Origin of the sequence: Streptacidiphilus sp. EB129 (assembly GCF_041262645.1) — a bacterium.
Taxonomy (GTDB): Bacteria; Actinomycetota; Actinomycetes; order Streptomycetales; family Streptomycetaceae; genus Streptacidiphilus.
Map to the genome: position 1 here is coordinate 11,216 of NZ_JBGCCS010000024.1, position 25,560 is coordinate 36,775.

Consider the following 25,560-nt stretch of genomic DNA (forward strand, 5'->3'; position numbering starts at 1 on the left):
CCTGTCGGTGCCGCCTGCCTGCGCATCCCACTCCTCGCACATGCCCTCGTTGTCCGGGCCGACTGGCGCGACCGTGATGGCCCGACCGTGAGGGCCGACCGTGAGGGCCGACCCGGCACCTGCATGGATCGAAGGCCTGTCAAGTGTCTTATCTGCTAGACCAGAGCGGCTGAACGGTTCATAGATACCAGGCAATGACGCTGTTATGGGCAGCATCTGCGACCCATGATGAGGACGGCGAGGTGGCCGGTCCACAATCCTGGTCCGTCACGCTGCAGGGTGACGGCATCCACGTTCCCCTCACCCCCGCATGCGTGCTGACGGCGGCGTACATCCGCAGGGCAGCCGACCCGGTGACGCGGCGGGCAGCCCGGCCACCACCCGGACGGCGTCGGCCGGCTCTCCACCACGCAGTGACGGAAGACGATCCCCGGACGCCGCATCCCAGGAGCGCTGCCGGGCCGCGTTCGTCGCCTCGGAATCAACAAGGGAGAAGTCGATGGAAGAGAGAACTCTGCGGCGCTTCGCCATGGGTAGGGCGCTGGTCATGGGCGCCGTCCTGGCCCTGGCGGTGCCCGGCGTCGCGTACGCCAACACCGTGGGCGTGACCGTGAAGAGCCCCGGCGCCACCCTCGGCCCCACCACCACCTTCTCCGAGATATCGACCCACGCGGACTGCGGCAGCGGGCTCATCTCCGGTGGTGGCATCGAGCAGGCCATCGGCACCGGTTCGGCGTCCCCCGGCAACCATGTGATGGGCACCGAGCCCAGCTCGGACGGCTCCACCGAGTACACCGGCTCGACCGGCGTCGTGGGCACCGACAATACCCACTGGCTCGGCATCGGCGGCAGCGGCGGCGCGGTGAACAGCTCGTTCTCGTCGACCCCGTACGCGGTGTGCTTCACCAGCAACCTGATCGACCACACCCAGACCGTCATGAACAAGGCCGCCGGACCGACCGCCGCGGCCACGCCGGTCGCGGTCACGGCAACCTGTCCGGCCAACACCGTCCTGCTCGGCGGCGGCGCCCGCACCACCCCGGCCAGCGTCGGCAGCCTCAAGCCGATCGCGAGTTTCCCCACCTTCAACAACTCCGCGCACGACTACGGCCTGAAGGCCGCGGCCGACGGTGAGACCAACCCCGACTCCTGGACGGCGGTCGGCTGGAACGGCGGAGGCGGCGGCACCAGCAACGAGACCTACGCCTACGCGATCTGCAGCGGCAGCGGCATCAACGTCAGCGGCGTGACGATGAAGGTCCACTACACCGAGGTGAGCACCTCGTCCTCGGCGGGCGCCAACACGGTCGTGACGGTCGGTTGCGGCACGGACGGCAACCTGGTCAGTGGCGGCGCGGCGACCAGCGGCGGCAGTGTGACGACCACGGACTTCACCGGCCCGGGCTCGGGCGGCGACCACCTCAACGGCAGCTTCCCCAGCGACTCCGGCGGCAACCCGGTCAGCGACGGCACCACCACGGCCTCGTACTGGACCGCCGACGCCCACGCGGGCGGCGCCGGCTCCAGCAACACCTACGCGGACGTCTGGGCGCTCTGCGCCGACGACGGCGTCTGACCGACCGGCCTCTGATCCATCGGTCAATGCCGATCCGCAGGCGGGCCCGGCCCGCCTGCGGATCACCCGTCCCCCACCCCGGTTTCCAGCAGGACCGGAGAAAAGTGCCCATTCCCATGAACGACAGCACCCCGACCTCCGGTCGGACCATGTTCAGATCCACGATGATGTCGCTGGCCGCCACCACCGGCCTGGTCGCCGCCGCGATCGTGCCCCTCACCGCGGCCGCCGCCACGGCCAGTGCGGCTACCGCGCCCTGCGGCGCGGGCGGTGTCCTCACCACCTCGCCGCAGCCCACCTGCAGCTACAACTCCGTTGGTACGGACACCTTCACGGTCCCGGACGGTGTGACCGAGGTGACCGTCGACCTGTTCGGCGCCGAGGGTGGCAGCGCGGCGGGCTACATCGATCCCCATCCGGCGATCAGCGGAGCGCCCGGCGGCCTCGGCGGTGAGACCCGCGCGACCCTGCCGGTGACCCCGGGCCAGACCCTCCAGCTCACCCTGGGCGCGGCCGGCATCCCCGGCTCGTCCCGGCACGGTGAGTTCGCCCGTCCCGGCGGCACCGGCCACGGGCGGGGCGGTGGTGGCGCGCACGGCGGCGGCGGTTCGGGCGGAGGCGGCTCAGACGTGCGGGTCGGCGCATTCGACGGCTCCGACCGCGTCCTGGTGGCCGGCGGCGGTGGCGGCGCCGGCAACGGCGGCTCCGAGCTCCAGGGCGGCGCCGGTGGCGGAGAGGTGGGCCAGGACGGCGGCCAGAGCGACGGCCCGCCGGGGTCCGGCGTGGCCGGCGGCGGTGCCGGCCAGACCGTGGCCGGTCACGGCAGCCCCAACACCCTGTACGGCGGACCCGGCACCCCCGGCATCGACCTCGACCCCATCACCGGCGAGCCCGATCCCGGCAGTGGCGGCACGGGCGGCAACGGCGGTGCGGGCGGACCCGGTGGCGGGGGTGGCGGTGGCGGCTGGCACGGCGGTGGCGGCGGCTCCGGCGGCGGCAACCCGGGCTACTTCCCGGGCGCGGGCGGTGGCGGCGGCAGCAGCTACGCCGAGCCCTCGGCGACCGCCGTCTCGCTGCTGCAGGGCGTCAACCACGGCAACGGCAAGGCCGTTGTGTCGTTCCAGTACGGCACTTCGGTCTCCCTCACCGCGGACACCAGCACCCCGCTGTTCGGACACTCCGTCACCGTGACCGCGACCGTGGCCCCGGCCAACCCGGCCGAGGGCACCCCGACGGGGTCGGTCACCTTCGCGGACGGGACGACGACGCCGGCGACCGTGCCGCTGATCGGCGGCCGGGCGAGCTTCACCACCAGCAAGTTCCAGCCGGGGGAGCACGCCATCACCGCCACCTACAGCGGTGACCCGAGCTTTGCCGCGAGCAGTGTGGCGCAGCCCACCGATGTGACCGTCGGATTCAGCGCACCGTGCGTCACGGAGCACCACGGCAGGCTGACGGTGGCCTCCGGCCAGTCGCTGTGCATAGCCCCCGGCGGTGAGCAGGACGGGCCGGTCACGGTGAAGCCGGGCGGTGCCCTGGCCGTCTCCGGCGCCCGGATCAACGGCCCGGCCTCCGCCAACGGCGCGGCCGCGCTCACCATCTGCCGGTCGACCCTGTCCGGCCCGCTCGGCGTCAACGGGACCACCGGCTTCGTCCAGATCGGATCCGACCAGGACGACACGACGGGTTGCGCCGGCAACACCGTCGAGGCCCCGGTGAGCCTGAACGGCAACACCGGCGGCATGGAGGTCTCCGGCAACACGCTGAATGCGCCGGTGGCCGTCACCGACAACAGCGGCAGCGGCCTGCTGCCCGACCAGACCGTCCCGGAGTTCCAGGACAACCAGGTCGGCGGACCCCTGAGCTGCGAAGGCAACGCACCGACGCTGTCGCAGACGGGCACCACGGCGGACGGGCCGACGTCCGGACAATGCGGGGTATGACGACCGGGCTGATCCCCGGCGCCGACGGAACCCACATCCGGGCTGGGCGGCGGGGGTCAGTGCAGGGTGCGCAGCGCCTGCGGTGAGAACGGGGTCAGCTCGGTGGTGCGGCCGTTGACGACCTTGGCGGCCCAGGAGGGGTCGGCGAGCAGCGCGCGTCCGACCGCGACGAGGTCGAACTCGTCCCGCTCAAGGCGGTCCAGGAGGTCGTCGATGCCGGATACGGCGGCCGACTGGCCCTGGAAGGAGCTGATGAACTCGTTGTCCAGGCCCACCGAGCCGACCGTGATGGCCGGCTTGCCGGAGAGCTTCTTGGCCCAGCCCGCGAGGTTGAGGTCGGAGCCGTCGAACTCGGGCAGCCAGTAGCGGCGGGTGGAGGCGTGGAAGGCGTCCGCGCCGGCGTCGGAGAGCTGGGCGAGCAGGGCTTCGAGTTCCTCGGGCGTCTCGGCGATCCGGGCGTCGTAGTTGTTCGTCTTCCACTGGGACAGCCGGAAGATCACCGGGAACTCGGGGGAGACCGCCTCGCGTACGGCGGCGACGATCTCGGCGGCGAAGCGGGCACGGGAGGCGAGGCTGCCGCCGTAGGCGTCGGTGCGGCGGTTGGTGCCCGACCAGAGGAACTGGTCGATGAGGTAGCCGTGGGCGCCGTGCAGCTCGACTCCGTCGAAGCCGAGACGTTCGGCGTCGGCGGCGGCCGCCGCGAAGGCGCGGATGACGTCGTCCAGGTCGGCCTGGGTCATGGCGCGGCCGCTGGTGGGCGCGGTGCCGTCCAGGGCGAGACCTGACGGACCGACGGCCGACGCCTCCGGGAAGGACGTGGCGTCGGCGGTGCGGGTCATACCCACGTGCCAGAGCTGCGGCACGATCGTGCCGCCCGCCTGGTGGACCGCCTCGGCGACCCGGGCCCACCCGGTGAGCGCGTCCTCTCCGTGGAAGTGCGGCACCCGGTCGCTCTGTCCCGCCGAGGGATGGCCGACATAGGTGCCCTCGGTGATGATCAGGCCCACTCCACCCGCCGCACGACGGGCGTAGTACGCGGCCACGTCCTCGCCGGGCACTCCGCCGGGCGAGAACTGACGGGTCATCGGTGCCATCGCGATCCGGTTCGGCACGGTGAGCCCGCCCAGGGTGAACGGACGGGACAGCGTCTGGGCCGCGCGGGTTGTCACGGAAGATCTCCTGAGTCAGCTGAGCGATGGGCGCGGACCGAGCCCGGAACAGTACGTCCGCCCTGGGTAACCATCCGACCGGCGGATCTCATTCCGCCGGTGGCCGGAGAGGGAAAGGTCACAGCCGTCGGCACTCCTGAACTGCGAGGGGACTGCTCTAGCATCCAGCTATGACGGTCCTGCCTGACGACGGGCTCTCGCTCGCTGCCGAATTCCCGGATGCCACCCACACGCAATGGCAGAGCCTTGTGGAGGGGGTGCTGCGCAAGTCGGGCAAGGACGTGTCCGGCGCAGCCGCAGAGCAGGTGTTGGCGACGGCGCTGGAGGACGGCCTCGTCGTCGCTCCGCTGTACACCGCCCGGGACACCGCACCCGCCGCCGGGTACCCCGGATTCCCGCCGTATGTCCGGGGCGGCAGGCCTGCCGCCGCCGGCTGGGATGTTCGTCAGCGGCATGAGCGGCCCGATCCCGAACACGCCAACGCGGCGGTGCTCTCCGATCTGGAGAACGGCGTCACGTCCCTGTGGCTGGCGGTGGGCGGACCGGGGTTGCCGGTCGCCGGGCTGGCCCGGGCCCTGGACGGGGTCTACCTCGATCTGGCGCCGGTCGTCCTGGACGCGGGCGCCGAGACCGGCGCGGCCGCGCGGGAACTGCTGCGGCTCTACGAGGAGCGAGGCGTCCCGCGCGACGCCGCTCGCGGGAACCTCGGCGCCGACCCGCTGGGGTACGAGGCCAGGACCGGCGACCCGGTGGCACCGGAGGAGGCCGTGGAACTGGCCCGGCGCTGTGCGCGGGACTATCCGGGGGTGCGCGCGCTGACCGTGGACGCGCTGCCCTACCACGAGGCCGGTGCGTCGGCGGCCGAGGAACTCGGTTGCTCGCTGGCCACCGGCGTCGCCTATCTGCGCCTGCTGACGGAGGCCGGGCTGCCGGTGGACGCGGCCTGCCGGCAGCTGGAGTTCCGCTACGCGGCCACCGCGGACCAGTTCCTGACCGTGGCGAAGCTGCGGGCGGCGCGGCGCCTCTGGTCCCGGGTGGTCGACGTGTGCGGAGCCGGTGCCACGGGTGCGGGGGCGCAGGTGCAGCACGCGGTGACCTCGCCGGTGATGATGACGCGCCGCGACCCGTACGTGAACATGCTGCGCACCACGATCGCCTGCCTGGCCGCCGGGGTGGGCGGGGCCGACGCGGTGACCGTGCTGCCCTTCGATCACGAGCTGGGGCTGCCGGACGCGTTCGCCCGTCGGATCGCGCGGAACACCTCGTCCATCCTGCTGGAGGAGTCGCATCTGGGCCGGGTCGCGGACCCGGCCGGCGGCTCCTGGTACGTGGAGCGGCTGACCGACGAACTCGCGCACGCCGCATGGTCGTTCTTCCAGGAGCTGGAGCGCGCGGGCGGCCAGCGGGCGGCCCTGCGCTCCGGGCTGGTCGGTGACCGGATCGCGGCCACCTGGGCGGAGCGCGGAACGAAACTCGCCCGCCGCAGCGAGCCGATCACCGGCGTCAGCGAGTTCCCGAACCTCGCCGAGAAGCCGGTCGTGCGGGAGCCGGTCCCGGAGCACCCCGGCCGGCCGTTGCGCCGGACTTCGGGCAACGCCCAGGGCCTGCCGCAGGTGCGTCGCGACGAGGCGTACGAGGCGCTGCGCGCCCGTTCCGACGCCCGGCTGGCGGCCACCGGCACCCGGCCCAGGGTCTTCCTCGCCGTGCTGGGCCCGGCGGCGGCGCACACCGCGCGGGCGGCGTTCGCAGCGAACCTGTTCCAGGCCGGAGGCGTCGAACCCGTGGACGACCAGCAGTACGACCCGGTGTCGGTGGACGCGGACGCCGTGGCCGAGGCGTTCGCCCGCAGCGGTGCCGAGATCGCCTGCCTCTGCTCCAGCGACGCGCTGTACGAGGAACAGGCCGAGTCCGTCGCCGCGGCGCTGAAGTCCGCAGGCGCGGCACGGGTGTTCCTCGCGGGACGGCCCGGCCGGCACGAAGGCGTCGACGCCCATGTCTTCGCCGGCTGCGACGCACCCGCAGTCCTCTCCTCCGTCCTCGACCTCATCGGAGCCCCGGCGTGATGCAGATTCCCGACTTCTCGCAGGTCGACCTGGGCACGGGTGCCCCGGCCGGGACCGCCGCGGAGCAGTGGAGCGCGGCGGTGAAGGAGGCGACCGGGAGCAGCGGCGGCGACCTGCTCTGGGAGACCCCCGAGGGCATCTCCGTCAAGCCGCTCTACACCGGCCAGGACCTGGGCGAGCTGGACTTCCTCGGCACCTACCCGGGTGTCGCGCCGTACCTGCGCGGGCCCTACCCGACGATGTACGTCAACCAGCCGTGGACGATCCGCCAGTACGCCGGGTTCTCCACCGCCGAGGAGTCCAACGCCTTCTACCGCCGCAACCTCGCGGCCGGGCAGAAGGGCCTGTCGGTCGCCTTCGACCTGCCCACCCACCGCGGCTACGACAGCGACCACCCGCGGGTCACCGGTGACGTCGGGATGGCCGGCGTCGCCATCGACTCCATCTACGACATGCGCCAGCTGTTCGACGGCATCCCGCTGGACCGGATGACGGTGTCGATGACCATGAACGGCGCCGTGCTGCCCGTCCTCGCCCTCTACATCGTGGCGGCCGAGGAGCAGGGGGTGCCGCCCGAGAAGCTGGCCGGGACCATCCAGAACGACATCCTCAAGGAGTTCATGGTCCGCAACACCTACATCTATCCGCCGAAGCCCTCGATGCGGATCATCTCCGACATCTTCGCGTACACCTCGCAGAAGATGCCGCGCTACAACTCCATCTCCATCTCCGGCTACCACATCCAGGAGGCCGGAGCCACCGCCGACCTGGAGCTGGCGTACACCCTCGCCGACGGCGTGGAGTACCTGCGGGCCGGGCAGGCCGTGGGCCTGGACGTGGACACGTTCGCGCCCCGCCTCTCGTTCTTCTGGGCGATCGGGATGAACTTCTTCATGGAGATCGCCAAGATGCGGGCGGCCCGGCTGCTGTGGGCCAAGCTGGTCCGGGAGTTCGAGCCGAAGAACGCCAAGTCGCTGTCGCTGCGCACCCATTCGCAGACCTCCGGCTGGTCGCTGACCGCACAGGACGTCTTCAACAACGTCACCCGCACCTGCGTCGAGGCCATGGCCGCCACCCAGGGCCACACCCAGTCACTGCACACCAACGCCCTGGACGAGGCGCTGGCGCTGCCCACCGACTTCTCCGCGCGGATCGCCCGCAACACCCAGCTGCTGCTCCAGCAGGAGTCGGGGACCTGCCGGGTGATCGACCCCTGGGGCGGCAGCGCCTACGTCGAGCGGCTCACCTACGACCTGGCCCGGCGCGCCTGGCAGCACATCCAGGAGGTGGAGGCGGCCGGCGGCATGGCGCAGGCCATCGACGCCGGTATCCCCAAGCTGCGGGTGGAGGAGGCCGCGGCCCGTACCCAGGCCCGGATCGACTCGGGCCGGCAGCCGGTGATCGGCGTCAACAAGTACCGGGTCGAGACCGACGAGCAGATCGACGTGCGCCAGGTCGACAACTCCTCGGTCCGCGCCCAGCAGATCGCCAAGCTGCGGCGGCTGCGCGAGGAGCGCGACGAGGCGGCCTGCCAGGACTCGCTGCGGGCGCTGACCGCCGCCGCCGAACGCGGCTCCAACTCCAACTCCAACTCCGGCTCCGGCCTGGACGGCAACCTGCTGGCGCTGGCGGTCAACGCGGCCCGCGCCAAGGCGACCGTCGGCGAGATCTCCGACGCCCTGGAGAAGGTCTACGGGCGGCACGCGGGCCAGATCCGTACCATCTCCGGCGTGTACCGCAACGAGGCAGGGGAGTCCGGCTCCGTGACCCGGACCCGCGCCCTGGTCGACGCGTTCGAGGAGGCGGAGGGACGCCGCCCGCGCATCCTGGTCGCCAAGATGGGCCAGGACGGGCACGACCGCGGCCAGAAGGTGATCGCCACCGCCTTCGCTGACCTCGGCTTCGACGTGGACGTCGGCCCGCTGTTCCAGACCCCGGCCGAGGTGGCCCGGCAGGCGGTCGAGGCGGATGTGCACATCGTCGGCGTCTCCTCGCTGGCTGCCGGACACCTCACCCTGGTGCCCGCGCTGCGCGAGGAACTGGCCGCCGAGGGCCGGGAGGACATCATGATCGTCGTCGGCGGGGTCATCCCGCCGCAGGACATCCCGGCGCTGCACGAGGCCGGTGCGGCGGCGGTCTTCCCGCCCGGCACGGTGATCCCGGACGCGGCCCACGACCTGGTCCGCCGGCTCGGTGCCGCACTGGGCCACGCCGAGCTGTAGCCGCGGATGCGCATCGATCTCGACGCCTACGCCAAGGGCGTGCTGGACGGGAAGCGGGCGTACGTGGCCCGGGCCATCACGCTGGTCGAGTCCACCCGCGCCGACCACCGGGCCCTGGCCCAGCGGCTGCTGACCGGGTTGCTGCCGCACTCCGGCCGGGCTCGGCGGATCGGCATCAGCGGGGTGCCGGGTGTGGGGAAGTCCACCTTCATCGACGCCTTCGGCACCATGCTCACCGGCCTGGGCCACCGGGTCGCGGTGCTCGCCGTCGACCCCTCGTCCACCCGCACCGGCGGCTCCATCCTCGGCGACAAGACCCGGATGGAACGCCTGTCCGTCGACCCCGCCGCCTTCATCCGGCCCTCGCCCAGTGCCGGGACGCTGGGCGGGGTCACCAGGGCCACCCGCGAGTCCATGGTGGTGATGGAGGCCGCGGGCTACGACGTGGTGCTGGTGGAGACCGTCGGTGTCGGCCAGTCGGAGACCGCCGTCGCCGACATGGTCGACTCCTTCCTGCTGCTCACCCTCGCCCGCACCGGCGACCAGCTCCAGGGCATCAAGAAGGGCGTCCTGGAACTGGCCGACGTCATCGCCGTCAACAAGGCGGACGGCCCGCACGAGCGCGACGCCCGCAGCGCGGCCCGCGAACTCGCGGGCGCCCTGCGGCTGATGCACCCCGTCGACGCGGCCTGGACCCCGCCCGTCCTCAGCTGCAGCGCCCGCGACTCCGCCGGACTCGACACCGTCTGGGACCGGCTCGAACAGCATCGCGCCCTGCTGGACGCCGGCGGCCGACTCGCCGCCAAGCGCCGCGACCAGCAGGTCGACTGGGCCTGGGCCATGGTCCGCGACGAACTCCTGAACCGGCTGCACACCCACGCCGCCGTGCGCGGACTCGCCGCCGAAGTCGAAGACCGGGTCCGCAGCGGGGAAATGATGGCTTCCCTTGCGGCGGAACGCATTCTGGAGGCTTTCGACCGCACCGGGCCCTGACACCGTTCCGGCGGGCGGCGGGCGGCGGGCGGCGGGCGGCGGGGGCGGGCGGCAGGGCGGGCCGGGTGCGCTGGTCAGGGCGTGCTAGCCTGCGACGGCCGGATTCGAGCGCCATGGGGCGTGCGGATACCGGCAGCGCGTCAGGAGCGAAGTCGGTGACGCCCGCACGGCGGGTCATTCCGACGCTGTCCCGCAACTGTGACGGTCCCCACGGGGATCCCAGCCAGGTCGACTCCCCGCGCAGACGACATCAACCTCGTGGGAAGGCTGATCCGTCCCGGTCCGCGCGTGCACCCGCATGCCCACAGGCCGGCGCGATCACCTGCCTTCCTCCCTGACGGAGAAAGCGGCCACCATGCGCGCTCGGCAACGGCACGACCGGCGAGGACCAGCGGTCCGGAGCCTGACAGCGGTAACCACGGCCCTGGCGGTCGCAGCCGTCCTCGCAGGCTGTGGTTCCAACGGCTCCAGTGGTTCCAGCGGCTCGACCGCCGGCAGCTCCTCGGCCTCCGCTTCCTCCCCCGCCACGGCGTCGTTCCCGGTGACGGTCGCCGCGGCCAACGGCCAGGTCACCGTGAAGACCGAGCCCAAGCGCATCGTCTCGCTCTCCCCGACCGCCACCGAGGACCTCTACGCGGTGGGCGCGGGCAAGCAGGTCGTCGCGGTCGACTCCTCCTCGAACTACCCCTCCGGCGTCCCGGTCACCAGCCTCAGCGGCCTGACGCCGAACCTCGAGGCGATCATCAAGTACTCGCCCGACCTGGTCGTCGCCTCGGCCGACTCCGGCGGCCTGGTGGCGGGGCTCACCAAGGTGGGCGTGCCGGTGCTGATCGAGCCCGCCGCCGCGCAGCTGAACGACGCCTACCAGCAGATCGAGCAGCTGGGCACGGCAACCGGCCACAGCTCGCAGGCCCAGTCGACCGTGGCGACCATGAAGTCCGAGATCGCCGCCGACGTGAAGCTGGCCGGCACCGGGCACAAGGGCCTGAGCTACTTCTGGGAGGTGAGTGCGAACCCGTACTACTCGGCCACCTCCACGACCTTCATCGGGCAGGTCGTCTCCCTCTTCGGTCTCAAGAACATCGCCGACGCCGCGGACAAGGCCTCGGACGGCGGGTACCCCGAGCTGTCCCAGGAGTACATCGTCACCGCGAAGCCGCAGTTGCTCCTCCTCGCGGACAACAGCGCCGCGGACGGCGGGCAGTCCCCGTCCGTCGTGGCCGCGCGTCCCGGCTGGTCCGGCATCCCGGCGGTGAAGACCGGTCAGATCGTGGGCCTGAACGACGACATCGCCTCCCGCTGGGGACCGCGTCTGCCGCAGCTGGTCGCACAGATCGCGCAGGCACTGCAGAAGGCACCCACCTCGTGAGGCCCGGCCAGGCGGACCCGGCCGCATGAGCGCGTCCCGCCGCACCGTCCGCGCCTACGGCACCGCGGTGGCCTTCCTGGCCGCCGCGGTGCTGGTCAGCGCGCTGGTCGGGGCGGCGGACCTCAATCCCTGGGCCACGGTCGCCGCACTGCTGGACCGGCTTCCCTTCATCGACCTGCATGCGGGCCTGGGGCCGTTGGACCGCGCGGTGCTGTTCCAGATCCGCATGCCCCGCATCGTGCTCGGCGCGCTGGTGGGCGGCCTGCTCTCGCTCGCGGGCGCGGGCTACCAGGGGGTGTTCCGCAACCCCCTGGTGGACTCCGGACTGCTCGGCGCCTCGGCCGGCGCGGGCCTGGGCGCGACGGTCGCGATCGTCTACCTGGGCGGCATCGGGCCGGAGGCGGTGCCGGTTGCAGCCTTCGTCGGCTCCCTCGCCGGAGTGGCGGTCGCCTACGCGGCGGGCGCGGCCGGCGGGCCCGGCACGGCGACGCTGCTGCTGGCCGGCCTGGCCACCGGAATGTTCCTGACCGCGATTCAGACCCTGGTGCTCCAGCGCTCAACCCAGGACATCCAGCAGGTCTACTCCTGGCTGCTCGGGTCACTGGCCACCGCGGACTGGCACCAGGTCGTCGAGATCCTCCCCTACGCGGGGGTCAGCACGCTGATCGTGCTGGTCCACGGCCGACACCTGGACGTGCTCTCGGTCGGCGACGAGGAGGCCCGCACCCTCGGCATGAGCCCCGGCCGGGTCCGGCTCCTGGTCGTGGCCGCCTGCGCGCTGGCCGCGGCCACCGCCGTCGCCGTCAGCGGCCTGATCGGCTTTGTTGGCATCATCGTGCCGCACGCGGTACGGCGGCTGGCCGGATCCTCCTACCGCGTGGTGCTGCCGCTGGCCATGCTCTTCGGAGCCGGATTCCTGGTCCTGGCCGACACCCTGGCACGCACCGTGCTGGCCCCCGGCGAGCTGCCGATCGGCGTGGTCACCGCCCTGATCGGCTGCCCGGTGTTCGTCCTGATCCTGCGCACCACCCGGTCGGTGCGCACATGAGCGCCCTGGCCCTCGACCGGGTCGGAGTGGACCTGGACGGCACACCCGTGGTGCTCGACGTCTCCTGCGCCGTGGAGTCGGGCGGCTGGCTCGCGGTGATCGGACCCAACGGCGCCGGGAAGTCCACGCTGCTGCGCGCCGTCGCCGGCCTGCTGCCGCACCGGGGCACGGTCGCCCTCGAGGGTGTCGACACGCGGTCGCTGCGCGCCCGTGAGCTCGCCCGACTCGTCGCCTTCGTACCGCAGAACCCGGTGCTGCCCGCCGACATGACCGTCGCGGAGTACGTGCTGCTCGGCCGCACTCCCTACCTCGGCTACCTCGGCGGACCCGGCCGCCACGACCGCCTCGTCGCCGACCGCGCCGCGGACCGGCTGGACGTCGCGCGCTTCGGCGGCAGAAGGCTGGCCACCCTCTCCGGCGGGGAGCGCCAGCGGGCCGTGCTCGCCCGCGCGCTGGCACAGGAACCCCGGCTGCTGCTGCTCGACGAGCCGACCTCCGCCCTGGACATCGGCCACCAGCAGCAGGTCCTGGACCTGGTCGACGAACTGCGGCACGCCCAGGGCCTGACCGTCGTCACCACACTCCACGACCTGACCACCGCCGGCCAGTACGCCGACCGGCTGGTCCTGCTCGACGCCGGGCGGGTCGGCGCGAGCGGCGCGGCGCCGGAGGTGCTCACTGCAGCGCTGATCTCCCAGGTCTACTCCGCACGCGTGCAGGTCACTTCCGACGATCGCGGCCGGCCCGTGGTCACCCCGCTGCGCGGGCCGGAGCACAACGCCGGAGCGAGCTAGAGCGGGACGGGGCCCGTACCGCGCGGTGGGCCCGGCCGCGGCACGGGCCGTCATCCGTGACTGTCCGTCAGCATGCCATCAGGGGCTACTCGGTGACAGCGGGTGCGGGGGCGGGTGCGGCGCCGTTGCTGAGGTCCTTCTGCCAGCGGTCCTCGACGTTGCCGAAGCGCCAGAAGGCGTAGGCGATGATCCAGGTCGCGGCGAAGAGGATGGCGATGGCGAAGCCGGCCTGGTTGATGTTGAAGTTGGCCATGAAGTCCCAGAAGGGTCCGCTCAGGTGCAGTTCGCTGGTCATCACGCCCAGGGCTTCGACGGTGCCGATGAGGAAGGCGGCGGCGATGGACAGGCCGGTGATCACGAGGTTGTAGTAGACCTTGCGCACGGGGCGGGCGAAGGCCCAGCCGTAGGCGAAGTTCATGAAGCAGCCGTCGAGGGTGTCGAACAGGATCATGCCGCCGGAGAAGAGCAGCGGCAGCGCGAGGACGGCGTAGAAGGGCAGTCCGGAGGTGGCGGCGTAGGCGGTGGCGGCCAGCAGGACGACCTCGGTGGCGGTGTCGAAGCCGATGCCGAAGACCATGCCGACGAAGAACAGCTGCCAGGTGTGGTTGATGGAGCGCATGAAGCGGCCGAAGAAGCGCCACATCAGCCCGCGGGCCTGGAGCTGGCGCTCCAGCTCCTCCTCGTCGAAGGTGCCGCGGCGCATGCTGCGGAAGACCTTGAAGATGCCGATCAGCACGACCAGGTTCAGGGCGGCGATCAGGTAGAGGAACCCGGCCGAGGTGAGCGTGCCGAGCATGCCGCCCACGGTCTCGTAGGTGGAGTTGGGGTCGACCATAGCGCCGAAGACGGCCTTGGCGGCGAAGGTGATGCCCACCCCGACCGCGACCACCACCGCGGAGTGGCCCAGCGCGAAGAAGAAGCCGCTGGCCAGCGGGCGCTTGCCGTCCGCCATCAGCTTGCGGGTGGAGTTGTCGATGGCGGAGATGTGGTCCGCGTCGAAGGCGTGCCGCGCGCCCAGGGTCCAGGCGGTGACCGCCACGCCGAGCCCGACGCCCAGCCCGTTGTAGTGGAAGTGGTGGGGCATGACGGTGAAGATGAAGATGCCCCAGCCGAAGCCGTTCAGGGCCAGGATGACCAGGGTCATCAGGCCCAGTCTTCCCCACTCGGCCGGATGCAGCGCATTGGCGATCGAACGGAATCTGGTGGTCAGGGCTGACACTGAGCATCCTCCTCGGGACGCTCGCAGGTGCCGCGGGCCCGGCCGGACCACGGGGGGCCGGGATGGGAGGATCCGCCTTCCTGCGAGGCTGGGCTTCCGTGGATGCGGCGACAGGCGACCGGACTCGTCCCCCTGAGGGGGCTTCACCGTTGCGGGACAGTGCCGGATTCTCACCGGGCTTCGCTGTGGCTGCACCACCCCGACCATCGGCGGGGCCGTCCCAGGCTAGGGGGACCCGCACGGTGCCTACAAGCCTGCGCATCTGACAAGGTGTCGAAGTAGCGTGCGACGGTGATCACACGCCTCTTGCGCCTCATGGGCGGGCCCACCAGCCCTCGAACCACGGGTACCTCGCCACGTGAACGAGAGCCGGGGTGCGGCGGGGTAGCGTCGCGGTCATGGCCGCTCCCTCCCACTTCGACGCCCCGCGCCCCGGGGGCACGCAGGGCGTCGAACAGAAGGCCGACCTTGGGCCGTTCTTCAGCACGGAGCGGTACGATCCCGCGCACCCGCCGACCGATCCCTGGCGGAGCATGCAGGAGATTCTGGACGACCCGCGGGTGCTGGACGACCGCGTGGCCGGGGTGCGGGCCTCCCTCGCCGCAGGGGGCGGGCTTGCGCCGGAGGCTGTGGAACTGAGGGTTGCCGCATCGGTGACCCAGCTGGGACTCGCGGCCAGGTTGGCCTCGCCCCTGCTGGCCGCGGCTGTGCTCGACCACCGCGTGCCCGCCCTGACGCTGCGGGAGCTGTTCTGGCAGCCGCGGCTCGGCGGCGCCTTCCCGTTGTCCCTGCCGTTGCCGTTGTCGCTGCCGCACTCCGCCCCGGGGGCGCGGGCCAGGGACACGGACGTGGCGGACGCACTCGGAGCGGTCCTCATCGACGGCATGACAGCCGCTCTCGAAGGAGCCGTCGCGCGCTTTGGCGTCTCCCGCCGCATCGCTCGCGGCAACACCGCCTCGGCCCTCGCGGGCGCGGCCCGGGTGCTCGGCACCGCTCGCCGGGACCGTGGGGCTCGCGCACGGGAACTGGTCGACGCGCTGCTGACCTGCCCCACCCTCGACGGGAGCGGTCACCACCTCGACGACGGTGGCTTCCGCCGCCGCAGTTGCTGCCTGATCTACCGCGCCGCGCCCGACCGCAAGGGACAGCTCTGCGGCGACTGCGTCCTGCAGCGGTAGCGGCACCGCACGGATCGTCCCGGATCCCGGCCCGCTCGGCTGACATCGCGCGCGACGACGCCGCCGGTCAGAAGAGCGTCGGTGGGCCGGTGGGCAGCGGCTCGGGCAGCGGTTCGAGAGCGGGGACGAGCTGTCTGACATCGTCGTGGAAGCGCCGGGCGAGAGTGAGGGCCTCCTCGTTGTCTGGGGTGTGGATGAACACGGTGGGGGAGCGGCCCTCGTGCAGCCAGTCGGCGACCGTGCGCGTCCAGTGGCGCCAGCCCTCCGCAGTGGGCTGCGCGTCGTCCCGGCCGATGTAGCGGACGACCGGATGCGCGGTGAGCGCCCTGGACCTGCGCGGCAGGCGGGGCTTCTTCTCCCACGCCTCCCGTCCCGCCGCGCTGGTCGGCGGGGCGGCGAACAGATCGGTCGTGTCGAAGGTCGTCCACTCGGCGCCGACGTCGTCCAGAACCCGTTCCAACCGCTGCTCCCAGCGCGGGTCCTCGAAGAATGCGGGGTGACGGACCTCGACGGTGCAGCGGAGCCCGCGCGGCGCCCGGTGCAGGAACGCGGCCAGCGTGCCGAGGTCCGAGGGGCCGAAGGACGCGGGCAGCTGGACCCACAGGGCGTGCACGCGCGGGCCGAGCGGCTCGATCACGTCGAGGAAGGCGCGCAGCAGGCCGTCGCCGTCGGCCAGGCGCCGCTCGTGGGTGATCTGCTTGGGAAGCTTGAGGAGCAGCCGGAAGTCCGGTGCGGTCTGCTCGGCCCAGGAGCTGACGGTGGCGGCGGACGGCGTCGCGTAGAAGGTCGTGTTGCCCTCGACCGCGTTGCACCAGCTTGCGTAGGCCCGCAGGCGTTCCCGGGGCGCGAGCGGGTGGGGCAGCAGGCGGCCTTGCCAGGACGCGTGCGTCCACATCGCACATCCGACGTGCAGCTTCATGTCCCCGAGCGTAGCAACCAATGGTTGCGTGTGGTGCGAGAGGGGTCTACAGTTATGTGCAACCAAAGGTTGCGAGATGGCGGAGGAGTGAGATGGAGTACGGCAGCATCGAGCGGGAGATGCAGGTCGCAGCCACGCCCGAGGTGGTCTACGAGGTCATCAGTACACCCGAACATCTGCGGGAGTGGTGGCCGGACGAGGCGGAGTTCGCGTCGGTGCCCGGCGGCACGGGAGTCATCGCGTTCGGCGACAGGTCCACGCCGGAGGCGCAGGTCTCACCCATCACGGTGGTGGAGGCCGATCCGCCCCGGCGGTTCTCGTTCCGGTGGGTGTACGACGAGCATGTGGCCGCGACGCCGGACAACTCGTTCCTGGTGACCTTCGAGCTGGTCCCGTCTGGGGTGGGCACGCTGCTGCGTTTCACCGAGACGGGGTTCCGGGAGCAGGGCTGGGAGGCGGCCGTGCTTGAGGAGCAGTACCGCGACCACGTCAACGGTTGGGACTACTTCCTGCCCCGCCTCGTCACCTACGTGGCGCGGCTGGTGTCGACGCCATGAGCGTCGCCATTGACGACGAGCTCTGGTCGGCGGTGGGGGACCCCATCCGGCGGCGGATGCTCGACCTGTTGCTGAGCGACGGCGGCGGCACGGCCACCACGCTGAGTGAGCAGCTGCCGGTCACGCGGCAGGGGGTCGCCAAACACCTCGGCGTACTCGACCGGGTCGGACTGGTCCACGTCACGCCGTCCGGACGCGAGCGCCGCTACGAGGTGGACGAGGCCCAGCTCGCCCGCGCGGTCGCGCAGCTGTCGTCGGTCGGCGCCACCTGGGACGCCCGGCTGCGTCGCATCCAGCGGATCGCCGAGGCAATCCAGCGCAGCCAGGAGGGCTGACCCGCACGAACGAACGTCGCCACATCCGTGGCGGCCGCAGTTGATCCCTGCCCGCACGCGGGCGGGTGCACGAGAGGGAGGTAGTCGCAATGGTGGACATCCTGCACAGGATCGGCGTCACGTCGTCTCCGGACGAGGTCTACGGGGCCCTGACCACGGTCGGGGGCCTGGCGAGCTGGTGGACCGAGGACACCGACGGCGACGGCGCTGTCGGGGGAGTGCTCCGGTTCCGCTTCGTGGCCGGCGGCTTCGACATGAAGGTCCTGGAGACCCGGCCCGCCGAACTCGTGCTCTGGGAGGTCGTCGACGGCCCCGAGGAGTGGATCGGCACGCAGGTCCGCTTCGAGCTCAAGCAGGAGGACGGCTTCACGATCGTGCTGTTCCGGCACGAGGGCTGGAAGGAGCCGGTGGAGTTCATGTACCACTGCAGCACCAAGTGGGCGACCTTCCTGATGAGCCTCAAGAGGCTGCTGGAAACCGGCAGGGGCGAGCCCGCGCCGGACGACGTCAAGATCAGCAACTGGCACTGACGGTTCTGATCGTCACCGAGCGGTTCGGCCGCGGTTCGGCCTCGGTGGGGCCGCGGCCGGCACGGATGGCCGGGTGGACCGGGCGGGCGGATGCTGGGGGTATGAACGAGTACTCCAGCAACACGATCACGGTGCGGGAGGCCGGGCCGGACGCGCCCTGTCGCCTTGCCGCGGAGGTGTGTGATCATCCCGGTCACGCGGTTGCCCCGGACGTGTCCGTGGCGATCCTCAAGGACGTGGCGGCCCTCGCCGACCGCTACCGGGTGCGCCCGGACCACATCTCCTACGAGGGCGACGCGGAGCGGATCATCGAAGCGAACAGCGAGGGCTCCCCGGGCTGACCCGACCCGCGCGTCGTGGCAGGCGGCCACCACGACACGCGGCCCCGGCGGCACCGTGGTGGTGTCGCCGAGGCCGCGTGTGGTCCTGCCCGGTGCTGACGGCTGCGCAAGGGCCGGCGGCTACGGGTAGTTGACCAGGTCGGCGACGCTGTTGCCGGAGTTGGAGGGCCCACCGGTGCCGTTGACGATGTGGCTGATCGTGCCCACGCCGCCCAGCGAGACCGTGACCATGTCGTGCAGCTTCACCCCTGGGGTGTCGGGCACCTCGATGGCGTGGTCGGCCACGATCGAGTTGTTGACGTTGAAGTAGCAGTAGACGCCCAGCCCCCACGCCTCGTGGCTGGTCACGCCGGGCGCGACCTTGTAGGCGGCGTAGCCGTTGGTGCCGCCGTCCATCCAGCTCGCCTGGTCCGGCGGGTCGTAGGGGAGTTCGTTCTGGAGGAAGTAGGTGCGTCCGCCGTTGCCGTTCCAGAGCACCGCGTTGTTCTGGTAGTGCTCCGCCGCCAGTCCGTACATGGTGACGTTCGCGCCGTTCACCACCAGGCCGTTCGCGGCGGTGTTGGAGGTCCAGCCGACGCCGCTGCCGTGGTCCGCGCGCCACAGCCAGAAGTCGTCGCCGACCACGTTGTTGCTGTTCACCTGGACGCTGACGGTGGCCTTGCCGACGGCGGCCCCGCCGATGCGGGCGAAGACGTCGGACAGCACGGTCGGGTCGGCGGAGTGGTCCGCGCCCGAGCCGCTCGGCCCGACCTGGAGCAGGACGGGGGAGTTGGTCGTCCCGGCGTCGAAGAGCAGCCCGCCGATGCGCACGCCGCCCACGTCGGCGGTGGACATCGCGGTCACCCCGTTGTCGGCCTCCAACGTGGCCAGGCCCAGGCCCAGCACCACGGTGTCCGCGCGGGTGATCCTGACGGTGTCGGTCAGGTGGTAGACACCGGGGGTGAACAGCAGGTTCTGGCCGGAGGCCAGTGCCGCGTCGATGGTCGCCGCGGTGTCGCCGGGCTTGGCGACGTAGAACCGGCTGATCGGCAACGAGGTGCCGGGGGTCTGGCCGTTCGCCCAGGTGGTGCCCTGGCTGTTGGTCTGGTCGGCCGGGACGAACACCTGGTAGTTGCCGGAGGCGTCGACGTACAGGTAGGGCTTCTCGGCGATCGTCGGCGTCTGCGCGACGGTGGTGTACGGCGGGCTGGGGAAGCTGGTCGTGGGGGCGTTGGTGTCGCCCACGAAGACCATGTTCCAGTTGGACCCGGTCCAGCTGCCCCACTGGTCGTTGCGCGACAGCCACTGCTGCTGGCTGCCGGAGTTGACCTGTCCGTCGACCTGGGAGTCGGCGAGGAACCCGCCGCTGGACCAGCCGCCGTTGTCGTCCAGCACCATCGAACCGGGGATGTGCACCCTGCGCATCGGTGAGGCCTGCGAGACCGCCCACTTGACGGTACCCGAGGACGGGTTGTCGGTGAGGTTCTCGACCGAGCGCCAGAAGTTCTCGGTGGCGTTGCCGCCGTTCCACTGCGCGTCGGCGTTGACCCCGCCGCCGTTGATGGTGACGTCGTTCGGGTTCTGGCCCAGGCCGAGCACCTGGGTGTAGTAACCCACCGGGACGTTGACGTTGTAGGAGCCGGGCTTGAACAGCAGGGCGTAGCGTTGCCCGCCGAACTGGTTGCTCTGCTGCTGGCTGTAGACGCTGTCGATCTGGCTCTGGATCGAGGCGGAGGACATCGAGGGATCGAAGGTCAGCACATTGGGGCCGAGATCGGGGGTGCCCCCTCCGCCTCCGCCTCCCCCACTGGTGGGCGTGAGGGTGAAGGACTGTGCCGCGGTGCCGTTGCAGGTGTACTGCTGCAGCTGCACGCTGTCCGCCGTCGATGCCGACGGTGTGTCAAGACACTTGCCACTATTGCGGTTGACGAAGTGGTAGCCGCCGCCGGACTCGGCGACCGGCTGCCACTGCTGGTTGTTGCCGCCGCCGTAGGTCCACAACTGGATCGGGGCGCTGTCGGCGGGTGACACATTGGTCACGTCCCACACCTGGGCGGCGCTGAGGGCGCTGCCGACCTGGAAGTATCCGCCGCTGGTCGCCGTGAACGTCCACTGCTGCGCGCCGGTGCCGTTGCAGCTGTACTGCTGGACGGCGGTGCCGTTGGCGGTGCCGGCCGCCCTGGCGTCGACGCACTTGCCGCTGTTCGCGTTGGTCACCGTGTAGCTGGTGCCCGAGGTGACCGCCGCAGCCGCCGCCGGAACGGCCGCTGCTGTCGCCGAGGGGGACACGCCGAATGTGAGCCCGCCCGCCAGCAGGGCTGTTACCGCTGTTCCCGCGAGGGTGGCGTACCGCCACCGCAGGCGTCGTGCTGGGTGCATCTGTTCCTCCGTCGTCGCAGTGCGTCTGGCCTGGCCGGTGCTCATGTGGGCAGGTTCCACTGCTGGTTGGCGCTACCGGCGCAGTCCCAGAGCTGCAGCCGGGTGCCGTTGGCGGAGCTGGGTCCGGTGGCGTCGAGGCAGCGCCCCGACTCGGGGTTGAGCAGGGAGCCGTTGCTCTGGTGCTGCCACTTCTGCGCACCGGTGCCGTTGCAGTCGTAGAGCTGCACCTGGGTGCCGTTGGCGGTGCCCGCGGCGGTGACGTCCATGCACTTGCCCAGGGCCTGCAGGCTGCCGTCGGTGGCCACGGTCCAGTTCTGCGCGTTGGTGCCGTTGCAGTCGTAGAGCTGGACGGCGGTGCCGTTGGCGCTGTTGGCTCCGGCGACGTCCACGCACTTGCCGCCGTAGCCGGTGATCCGGCCGGTCGGCGCGCCTCCGCCGCCGCCCGTACCTCCGCCGGTCAGAGCGTTGAAGGTGCTGGAGAACTGGTACGGGCTCTGCGAGGTGCCGCTGCAACTGTCGGACAGGGTGCCGTTGCTGGAGCAGGCCTGGTCCCGGCCGAGGGCCCAGAACGACAGCTCCTGGATGCCGTTGGCGGCTGCGAAGTTCTCCAGCGTGGCGGCGTTGCCGGTGCTGAAGACCTCGTTGGTGGAGTCGTTGACCCCGATCATCGGGGTGTTGCCCTCCATCGACCACAGCTGCGCGGAGCTCGCGCCGGTCCAGATCTGGCCGAGCTGGGTGTGCAGGGCGTTGGCGGCGTTGACGGCCGCCTGACCCATGTCCATGGACGCGCCGTAGTCCATGGTCATGATGTTGACCAGATTGACGTTCAGACCGTGGCTCTTGGCGTTGTTCAGCAGGCTCAGCGCGTTGGGGTCCAGGCCGGTGGGGTTGACCGGCAGGGTGTAGTCCACGGCGAGGGTCCTGCCGCTCGCGGCGTACTGCTGCTGGAGGTTGGCCAGGGCCTGGTTGCGGCGGTCGTTGGCGGCGGTGTCGTCCAGCGGGGCGCCCTCGACGTCCAGGTCGATCCTGGTCAGGTTGAGGGTGTCGATGACCCGCTGGTACTGCGCCTGCAGCGAGGAGACGGAGGTACAGGCCTGGGCCAGCTCGGTGCCGGAGGCTCCGCCGAAGGAGGCGATCACGTCGCCGCCGGAGGCGCGCAGGCTGTTGATGGCGCCGGTCCAGCCGGCGTCGGCGATGTCGGTGTTGCCGTTGAAGGTGGCGTTGCAGCTGCCGTCGCTGATGACGAAGGCCAGCGAGAAGTACTTCAGGCCGGTGGCGGACTGCGCGGCCGACATCGCCGAGGGGGAGTTCCAGGTCTCGACGTAGGGCGCGGCGTAGTGGGCCGGGAAGCCGGGACCGGGGTTGGCGGCGGCGTGGGCGGTGGCACTGCCGCCCAGCAGCAGGGCCGTCGAGGCGAGCGGGACGGCGGCTGCCGTCAGCGACGCCCGGGTGCGGGAACCGAGTCGGGGCATGACTGTCCTCCAGGAGGAGCTGTGGGGGGTCGGACGAATCGTTGCGCAGGGGTGGGGGAGCGGCGGGCGCGGCCGGGTGGGTCAACTGGGCAGGTTCCACTGCTGGTTGGCGGCTGCGGTGCAGTCCCAGAGCTGCAGCCGGGTGCCGTTGGCGGAGCTGGGTCCGGTGGCGTCGAGGCAGCGCCCCGAGTTGGGGTTGAGCAGGGTGCCGTTGCTCTGGTGCTGCCACTGTTGTGCGCCGGTGCCGTTGCAGTCGTAGAGCTGGACCTGGGTGCCGTTGGCGGTGCCGGCGGCGGTGACGTCCATGCACTTGCCGAGGGCCTGCAGGGTGCCGTCGGAGGCGACCGTCCAGGTCTGCGCGGCGGTGCCGTTGCAGTCGTAGAGCTGGACGGCGGTGCCGTTGGCGCTGTTGGCTCCGGCGACGTCCACGCACTTGCCGCCGTAGCCGGTGATCTGGCCGGTCGGCGATCCGGTGCCCTGGCCGGTGTTCCAGGTGAAGGTCGCGCTGGTCTGCGCCGGGAGGGAGTACGTGAAGTGCTCGCCGCCCCAGTTGACGGTCAACGACTGGGTGGCGCCCGACTCGTTGTAGGCGACCAGTGCCTTCGAGCCGTCCGGGTTCAGCCAGGCGACGTTGGGGACGCTGCTGTTGGCCGTGGAGTCGATCCGGTACGCGCCGGGCTTCACGAACTTGGTGAGCTGGCCCATGTCGTAGTACTCGACGGTGTAGTCGACCTGGCCGCTGCGGCTGTCGCCGTTGTGCACGGTGACCAGTCCGGTGCAGGTGCCGCAACCGCCGTTGTGCGGGCCCATGTTCTGGTCGACCGCCAGGGACCACTTGACCACCGACTTACCCCAGTTGCGGGTGTAGTCGATGATGTTGTTCATGTCCTCCTGCTGCTGGTTCGCGATCCAGGTGCCACCGGAGTGCTCGGTGTCGAAGGCGTCCACGGTGGGGTACTGGTCGTGGACGGTGGTCTGCTCGGTGACGCTGCCCTCGTAGCCGTGCCAGGCGACGCCGCCGAACAGCGGGTCGTTGCGGACCGCGGCGTCGTCCACGGTCGGCGCGCCGTAGGAGGCGTAGGAGTCCGGGTTCCAGTCCAGCGCCAGGACCTTGGTGTTCAGCCCGGCGGCGTGGAGGGCCGGCAGCAGGTCGGTGCCGGTGAAGTAGTCGAGTCCTGAACCGTTCCACTGCATGGAGGGGTAGCCGGAGCAGCAGGTGGGCTCGTTCTGGACGGACACGTAGTCGATGGGCACGCCCTGGGCCTGGTAGGCCTGGAGGTACTTCACGAAGTACTGCGCGTAGGCGCCGTAGTACTGCGACTGCAGCCAGCCCTGGCTGTACGCCCCGCTGTCCTTCATCCACGGCGGCGCGGTCCACGGGGTGGCCATCACCTTGAGGGCCGGGTTGAGCTGCTGCGCCTGTCTGGTCAACGGCAGGACGTCGGCCAGGTCGTGGCCGATGGAGAAGTTCGCCAGGGTGGGGTCGGTCTGGCCGGCCGGCATGTCGTCGAAGGTGTAGTTGGAGCGGGCCAGGTCCGAGGCGCCCATGGGGTTGCGCAGGAAGTCCAGGCCGATGCCGGTGGTGGGGCTGAAGAGGTTGTTCATCAGGGTGGTGCGGGCGGCGGCGGTGAGCGCGCCGCTGCTGTTGATCAGCCAGGCGGCGGTGTCGGTGAAGGAGGCGCCGGCTCCGGTGAACTGCTGGTAGCGGGTGTTCTCGTCGACGTTCACGACCTGTCCGGCGCTGCCGGTTCCGGCGCTGAAGGCAATCGGAGTCTGTTGCTGCAGACCTCTGGTGACGGTGCGTCCGCCCGAGTCGCTGGTACTGGTGAGCCAGATGGAGACCGGTTCGCCACTGGCGTGCGCGGGGACGGGTGTGGTCGCGAGCAGGCCGGTGGCGGTGAGGACTGCGGCGGCGGTGCCGAACGCCAGGCGGGCGAGCCGGCGGGTGCGAACGGGGGAAGCAGGCATGGGGGTACCGCTTTCGGATCCCGGGGGGGGGGGGGCGGGAAGTGGCGCGGGGCTGCACAGGGGGCGCGTTCAGATCTTGAACGCCGAAGTCACTTCTTTCACTTCTTAGTTCAAGACTTGATTGAACTAGATTGAACTCGCGCCACATGCCCGCGTCAAGGTCTGGACCAATTCTGGTAGGGGGCGGAAGGACCGCGCACGAGGCCCCCGTATCGGGGGTGACGGTCTGGCAGAATCCGGCCTGTGACTCCTCTGGCGCAACAAACGACGCGTGACCTGCGCTGGCGCAACCGCTCCGACCTGCTCACGCGCCTGTACCTCGGGGAGTCCACCGGCCGCAACGACCTGGCCCGCGCGTCGGGACTGAGCCCGGCGACGGTCAGCAACGTCGTGTCCGATCTGATCGGCGACGGCCTGGTCGCCGAGGCCGGCTCGGTCAGTTCGGCCGGTGGCCGTCCGCGTGCCCTGCTGCGGGTGCGGCCGGACTTCGGGCATGTGGTCGGCGTCGACATCGCCGAGACCCGGATCCGGGTGGGGCTCTTCGACTGGACGCTGCGGCTGGTCGCCGAGGAGGTGTATCCGGTCACCGCCACCCGGCTGGACCCGCGGCGGGTGGCGCGGACGGTACTCGCCGGGATCGCCCGGGTCACCGCAGTGGCGGGGCCGGCCGCCGACCAGCTCCTCGGCGTCGGAGTCGCCGTCCCCGGCGCCGTCCAGGCCGACGCCGCCACACCGGAGCGGACGCTGGTGCACGCGCCGACGCTGGACTGGTCGTCGGTGCCGCTGGCCGACATGCTGCGCCGGGGGATCGCCGCGCCGCTGCACATCGACAACGGCGCGATGGCACTGGGGCAGGCCGAGACCTGGCGTGGTGCGGCGCGCGGCGCGGAACGGGCGGTGACCGTCCTGCTCGGCGTCGGGGCGGGCGCCGCACTCACCATGCCCGCCCAGCCCGGCGGACGGGCCAGGAGCATCACCATCGAGTGGGGCCACACCGTCATCGAGGTGGGCGGGCACCCGTGCCGGTGCGGATCGCGCGGCTGCCTGGAGACCTTCATCGGGGCCGAGGCGATCCTCCGCCGCTATCGGGACCTCCCCGGCAGCGAACCCTTCACCGGGCAGGGGACCGAGGACCAGCTGGCCGAACTGGTGGGACGGCGCCACACTCCCGACTCCTCGCCCGGGACGGAGGCTGTGGCGCAACCGGTCGAGCAGGCCCTCGACAGCCTGGTGAGTCATCTCGGCATCGGCATCGCCAACCTGGTCAACCTGCTCGGCCCGGACCGGGTGGTGCTGTCGGGCTGGGCGGGCGCGACCCTGGGCCCGGTGCTGCTGCCCGCCGTGCGCGAGACCGTCAGGCGGCACACTCTCCCGTACCTGCACGGCCGGACCCGGATCGAGCAGGGCGAACTCGGCTCCGAGGCAGTGGCCCTGGGCGCGGCGACGCTCCCCGTGGCCCGGCTGCTCGCCGACGGTGGCCGCACCACGCCCTCGCCGTAGGCAGGG

The 25,560-nt window shown here is 71.5% G+C and carries 20 protein-coding genes and 2 riboswitches; of the genes, 14 read left to right on the forward strand and 6 right to left on the reverse strand.

Annotation, left to right across the window (positions count from 1 at the left end):
* Nucleotides 1-499: 499 nt before the first annotated feature.
* Entirely contained in the window at nt 500-1,576 is a 1,077-nt protein-coding gene (locus tag ABH925_RS25775; protein ID WP_370151292.1) for a hypothetical protein, read from the forward strand.
* Between the two features lie 149 nt (nt 1,577-1,725).
* The gene (locus tag ABH925_RS25780; protein ID WP_370151293.1) at nt 1,726-3,519 is read left to right on the forward strand and encodes an Ig-like domain-containing protein; all 1,794 of its coding nucleotides are present in this window, start codon (nt 1,726-1,728) and stop codon (nt 3,517-3,519) included.
* Between the two features lie 56 nt (nt 3,520-3,575).
* Here the strand turns inward: ABH925_RS25780 and ABH925_RS25785 are convergent, their stop codons facing one another.
* The gene (locus tag ABH925_RS25785) at nt 3,576-4,688 is read right to left on the reverse strand and encodes an NADH:flavin oxidoreductase (protein WP_370151294.1); all 1,113 of its coding nucleotides are present in this window, start codon (nt 4,686-4,688) and stop codon (nt 3,576-3,578) included.
* 170 nt (nt 4,689-4,858) lie between these two features.
* On the opposite strand from ABH925_RS25785, the gene ABH925_RS25790 reads away from it, so the two are divergent.
* From ABH925_RS25790 to ABH925_RS25815, 6 genes are all read left to right on the forward strand, one after another.
* Nucleotides 4,859-6,751, forward strand: a complete 1,893-nt coding sequence (locus ABH925_RS25790) for a methylmalonyl-CoA mutase family protein (RefSeq protein WP_370151295.1) — start codon at nt 4,859-4,861, stop codon at nt 6,749-6,751.
* On the forward strand, nt 6,751-8,973 hold the full coding sequence (gene scpA / locus ABH925_RS25795; protein ID WP_370151402.1) for a methylmalonyl-CoA mutase: 2,223 nt from the start codon (nt 6,751-6,753) through the stop codon (nt 8,971-8,973). The genes ABH925_RS25790 and scpA overlap by 1 nt, the downstream gene beginning before the upstream one ends.
* 6 nt (nt 8,974-8,979) lie before the next feature.
* Nucleotides 8,980-9,966, forward strand: coding sequence for a methylmalonyl Co-A mutase-associated GTPase MeaB (gene meaB / locus ABH925_RS25800; protein WP_370151296.1), 987 nt, complete (start codon nt 8,980-8,982; stop codon nt 9,964-9,966).
* Nucleotides 9,967-10,064: 98 nt separating this feature from the next.
* Nucleotides 10,065-10,221: riboswitch (cobalamin riboswitch) on the forward strand.
* A gap of 286 nt (nt 10,222-10,507) precedes the next feature.
* Entirely contained in the window at nt 10,508-11,335 is an 828-nt protein-coding gene (locus tag ABH925_RS25805; protein ID WP_370151297.1) for an ABC transporter substrate-binding protein, read from the forward strand.
* A gap of 25 nt (nt 11,336-11,360) precedes the next feature.
* Entirely contained in the window at nt 11,361-12,383 is a 1,023-nt protein-coding gene (locus tag ABH925_RS25810) for a FecCD family ABC transporter permease (RefSeq protein WP_370151298.1), read from the forward strand.
* Nucleotides 12,380-13,177: an ABC transporter ATP-binding protein gene (locus ABH925_RS25815; protein ID WP_370151299.1), complete on the forward strand. Its 798-nt coding sequence runs from the start codon at nt 12,380-12,382 to the stop codon at nt 13,175-13,177. The genes ABH925_RS25810 and ABH925_RS25815 overlap by 4 nt, the downstream gene beginning before the upstream one ends.
* Before the next feature lie 85 nt (nt 13,178-13,262).
* Here the strand turns inward: ABH925_RS25815 and ABH925_RS25820 are convergent, their stop codons facing one another.
* Nucleotides 13,263-14,321, reverse strand: a complete 1,059-nt coding sequence (locus ABH925_RS25820) for a HoxN/HupN/NixA family nickel/cobalt transporter (RefSeq protein WP_370151300.1) — start codon at nt 14,319-14,321, stop codon at nt 13,263-13,265.
* Between the two features lie 137 nt (nt 14,322-14,458).
* Nucleotides 14,459-14,605, reverse strand: a riboswitch (adenosylcobalamin (AdoCbl) riboswitch).
* A gap of 189 nt (nt 14,606-14,794) precedes the next feature.
* On the opposite strand from ABH925_RS25820, the gene ABH925_RS25825 reads away from it, so the two are divergent.
* Complete coding sequence (locus tag ABH925_RS25825) at nt 14,795-15,574, forward strand: (2Fe-2S)-binding protein (RefSeq protein WP_370151301.1); 780 nt, start codon at nt 14,795-14,797, stop codon at nt 15,572-15,574.
* A gap of 67 nt (nt 15,575-15,641) precedes the next feature.
* On the opposite strand, the gene ABH925_RS25830 is transcribed toward ABH925_RS25825, so the two are convergent.
* The gene (locus ABH925_RS25830) at nt 15,642-16,493 is read right to left on the reverse strand and encodes a DUF72 domain-containing protein (protein WP_370151302.1); all 852 of its coding nucleotides are present in this window, start codon (nt 16,491-16,493) and stop codon (nt 15,642-15,644) included.
* A 92-nt stretch (nt 16,494-16,585) separates the two neighbouring features.
* Between ABH925_RS25830 and ABH925_RS25835 the strand changes: the two genes are divergently transcribed.
* From ABH925_RS25835 to ABH925_RS25850, 4 genes are all read left to right on the forward strand, one after another.
* Nucleotides 16,586-17,050: an SRPBCC family protein gene (locus ABH925_RS25835; RefSeq protein ID WP_370151303.1), complete on the forward strand. Its 465-nt coding sequence runs from the start codon at nt 16,586-16,588 to the stop codon at nt 17,048-17,050.
* Nucleotides 17,047-17,385, forward strand: a complete 339-nt coding sequence (locus ABH925_RS25840) for an ArsR/SmtB family transcription factor (protein ID WP_370151304.1) — start codon at nt 17,047-17,049, stop codon at nt 17,383-17,385. The genes ABH925_RS25835 and ABH925_RS25840 overlap by 4 nt, the downstream gene beginning before the upstream one ends.
* 89 nt (nt 17,386-17,474) lie before the next feature.
* Nucleotides 17,475-17,915, forward strand: a complete 441-nt coding sequence (locus tag ABH925_RS25845) for an SRPBCC domain-containing protein (protein ID WP_370151305.1) — start codon at nt 17,475-17,477, stop codon at nt 17,913-17,915.
* Between the two features lie 101 nt (nt 17,916-18,016).
* On the forward strand, nt 18,017-18,256 hold the full coding sequence (locus tag ABH925_RS25850) for a hypothetical protein (protein ID WP_370151306.1): 240 nt from the start codon (nt 18,017-18,019) through the stop codon (nt 18,254-18,256).
* Nucleotides 18,257-18,376: 120 nt separating this feature from the next.
* Here the strand turns inward: ABH925_RS25850 and ABH925_RS25855 are convergent, their stop codons facing one another.
* From ABH925_RS25855 to ABH925_RS25865, 3 genes are all read right to left on the reverse strand, one after another.
* Nucleotides 18,377-20,614 (reverse strand): RICIN domain-containing protein, encoded by a 2,238-nt coding sequence (locus ABH925_RS25855; protein ID WP_370151307.1) that lies wholly within the window; start codon nt 20,612-20,614, stop codon nt 18,377-18,379.
* Nucleotides 20,615-20,655: 41 nt separating this feature from the next.
* Nucleotides 20,656-22,086, reverse strand: a complete 1,431-nt coding sequence (locus ABH925_RS25860; protein ID WP_370151308.1) for a ricin-type beta-trefoil lectin domain protein — start codon at nt 22,084-22,086, stop codon at nt 20,656-20,658.
* An 81-nt stretch (nt 22,087-22,167) separates the two neighbouring features.
* Nucleotides 22,168-24,054, reverse strand: coding sequence for a ricin-type beta-trefoil lectin domain protein (locus ABH925_RS25865; protein WP_370151309.1), 1,887 nt, complete (start codon nt 24,052-24,054; stop codon nt 22,168-22,170).
* A gap of 243 nt (nt 24,055-24,297) precedes the next feature.
* Between ABH925_RS25865 and ABH925_RS25870 the strand changes: the two genes are divergently transcribed.
* Entirely contained in the window at nt 24,298-25,554 is a 1,257-nt protein-coding gene (locus ABH925_RS25870; protein WP_370151311.1) for an ROK family protein, read from the forward strand.
* Nucleotides 25,555-25,560 lie beyond the last annotated feature (6 nt).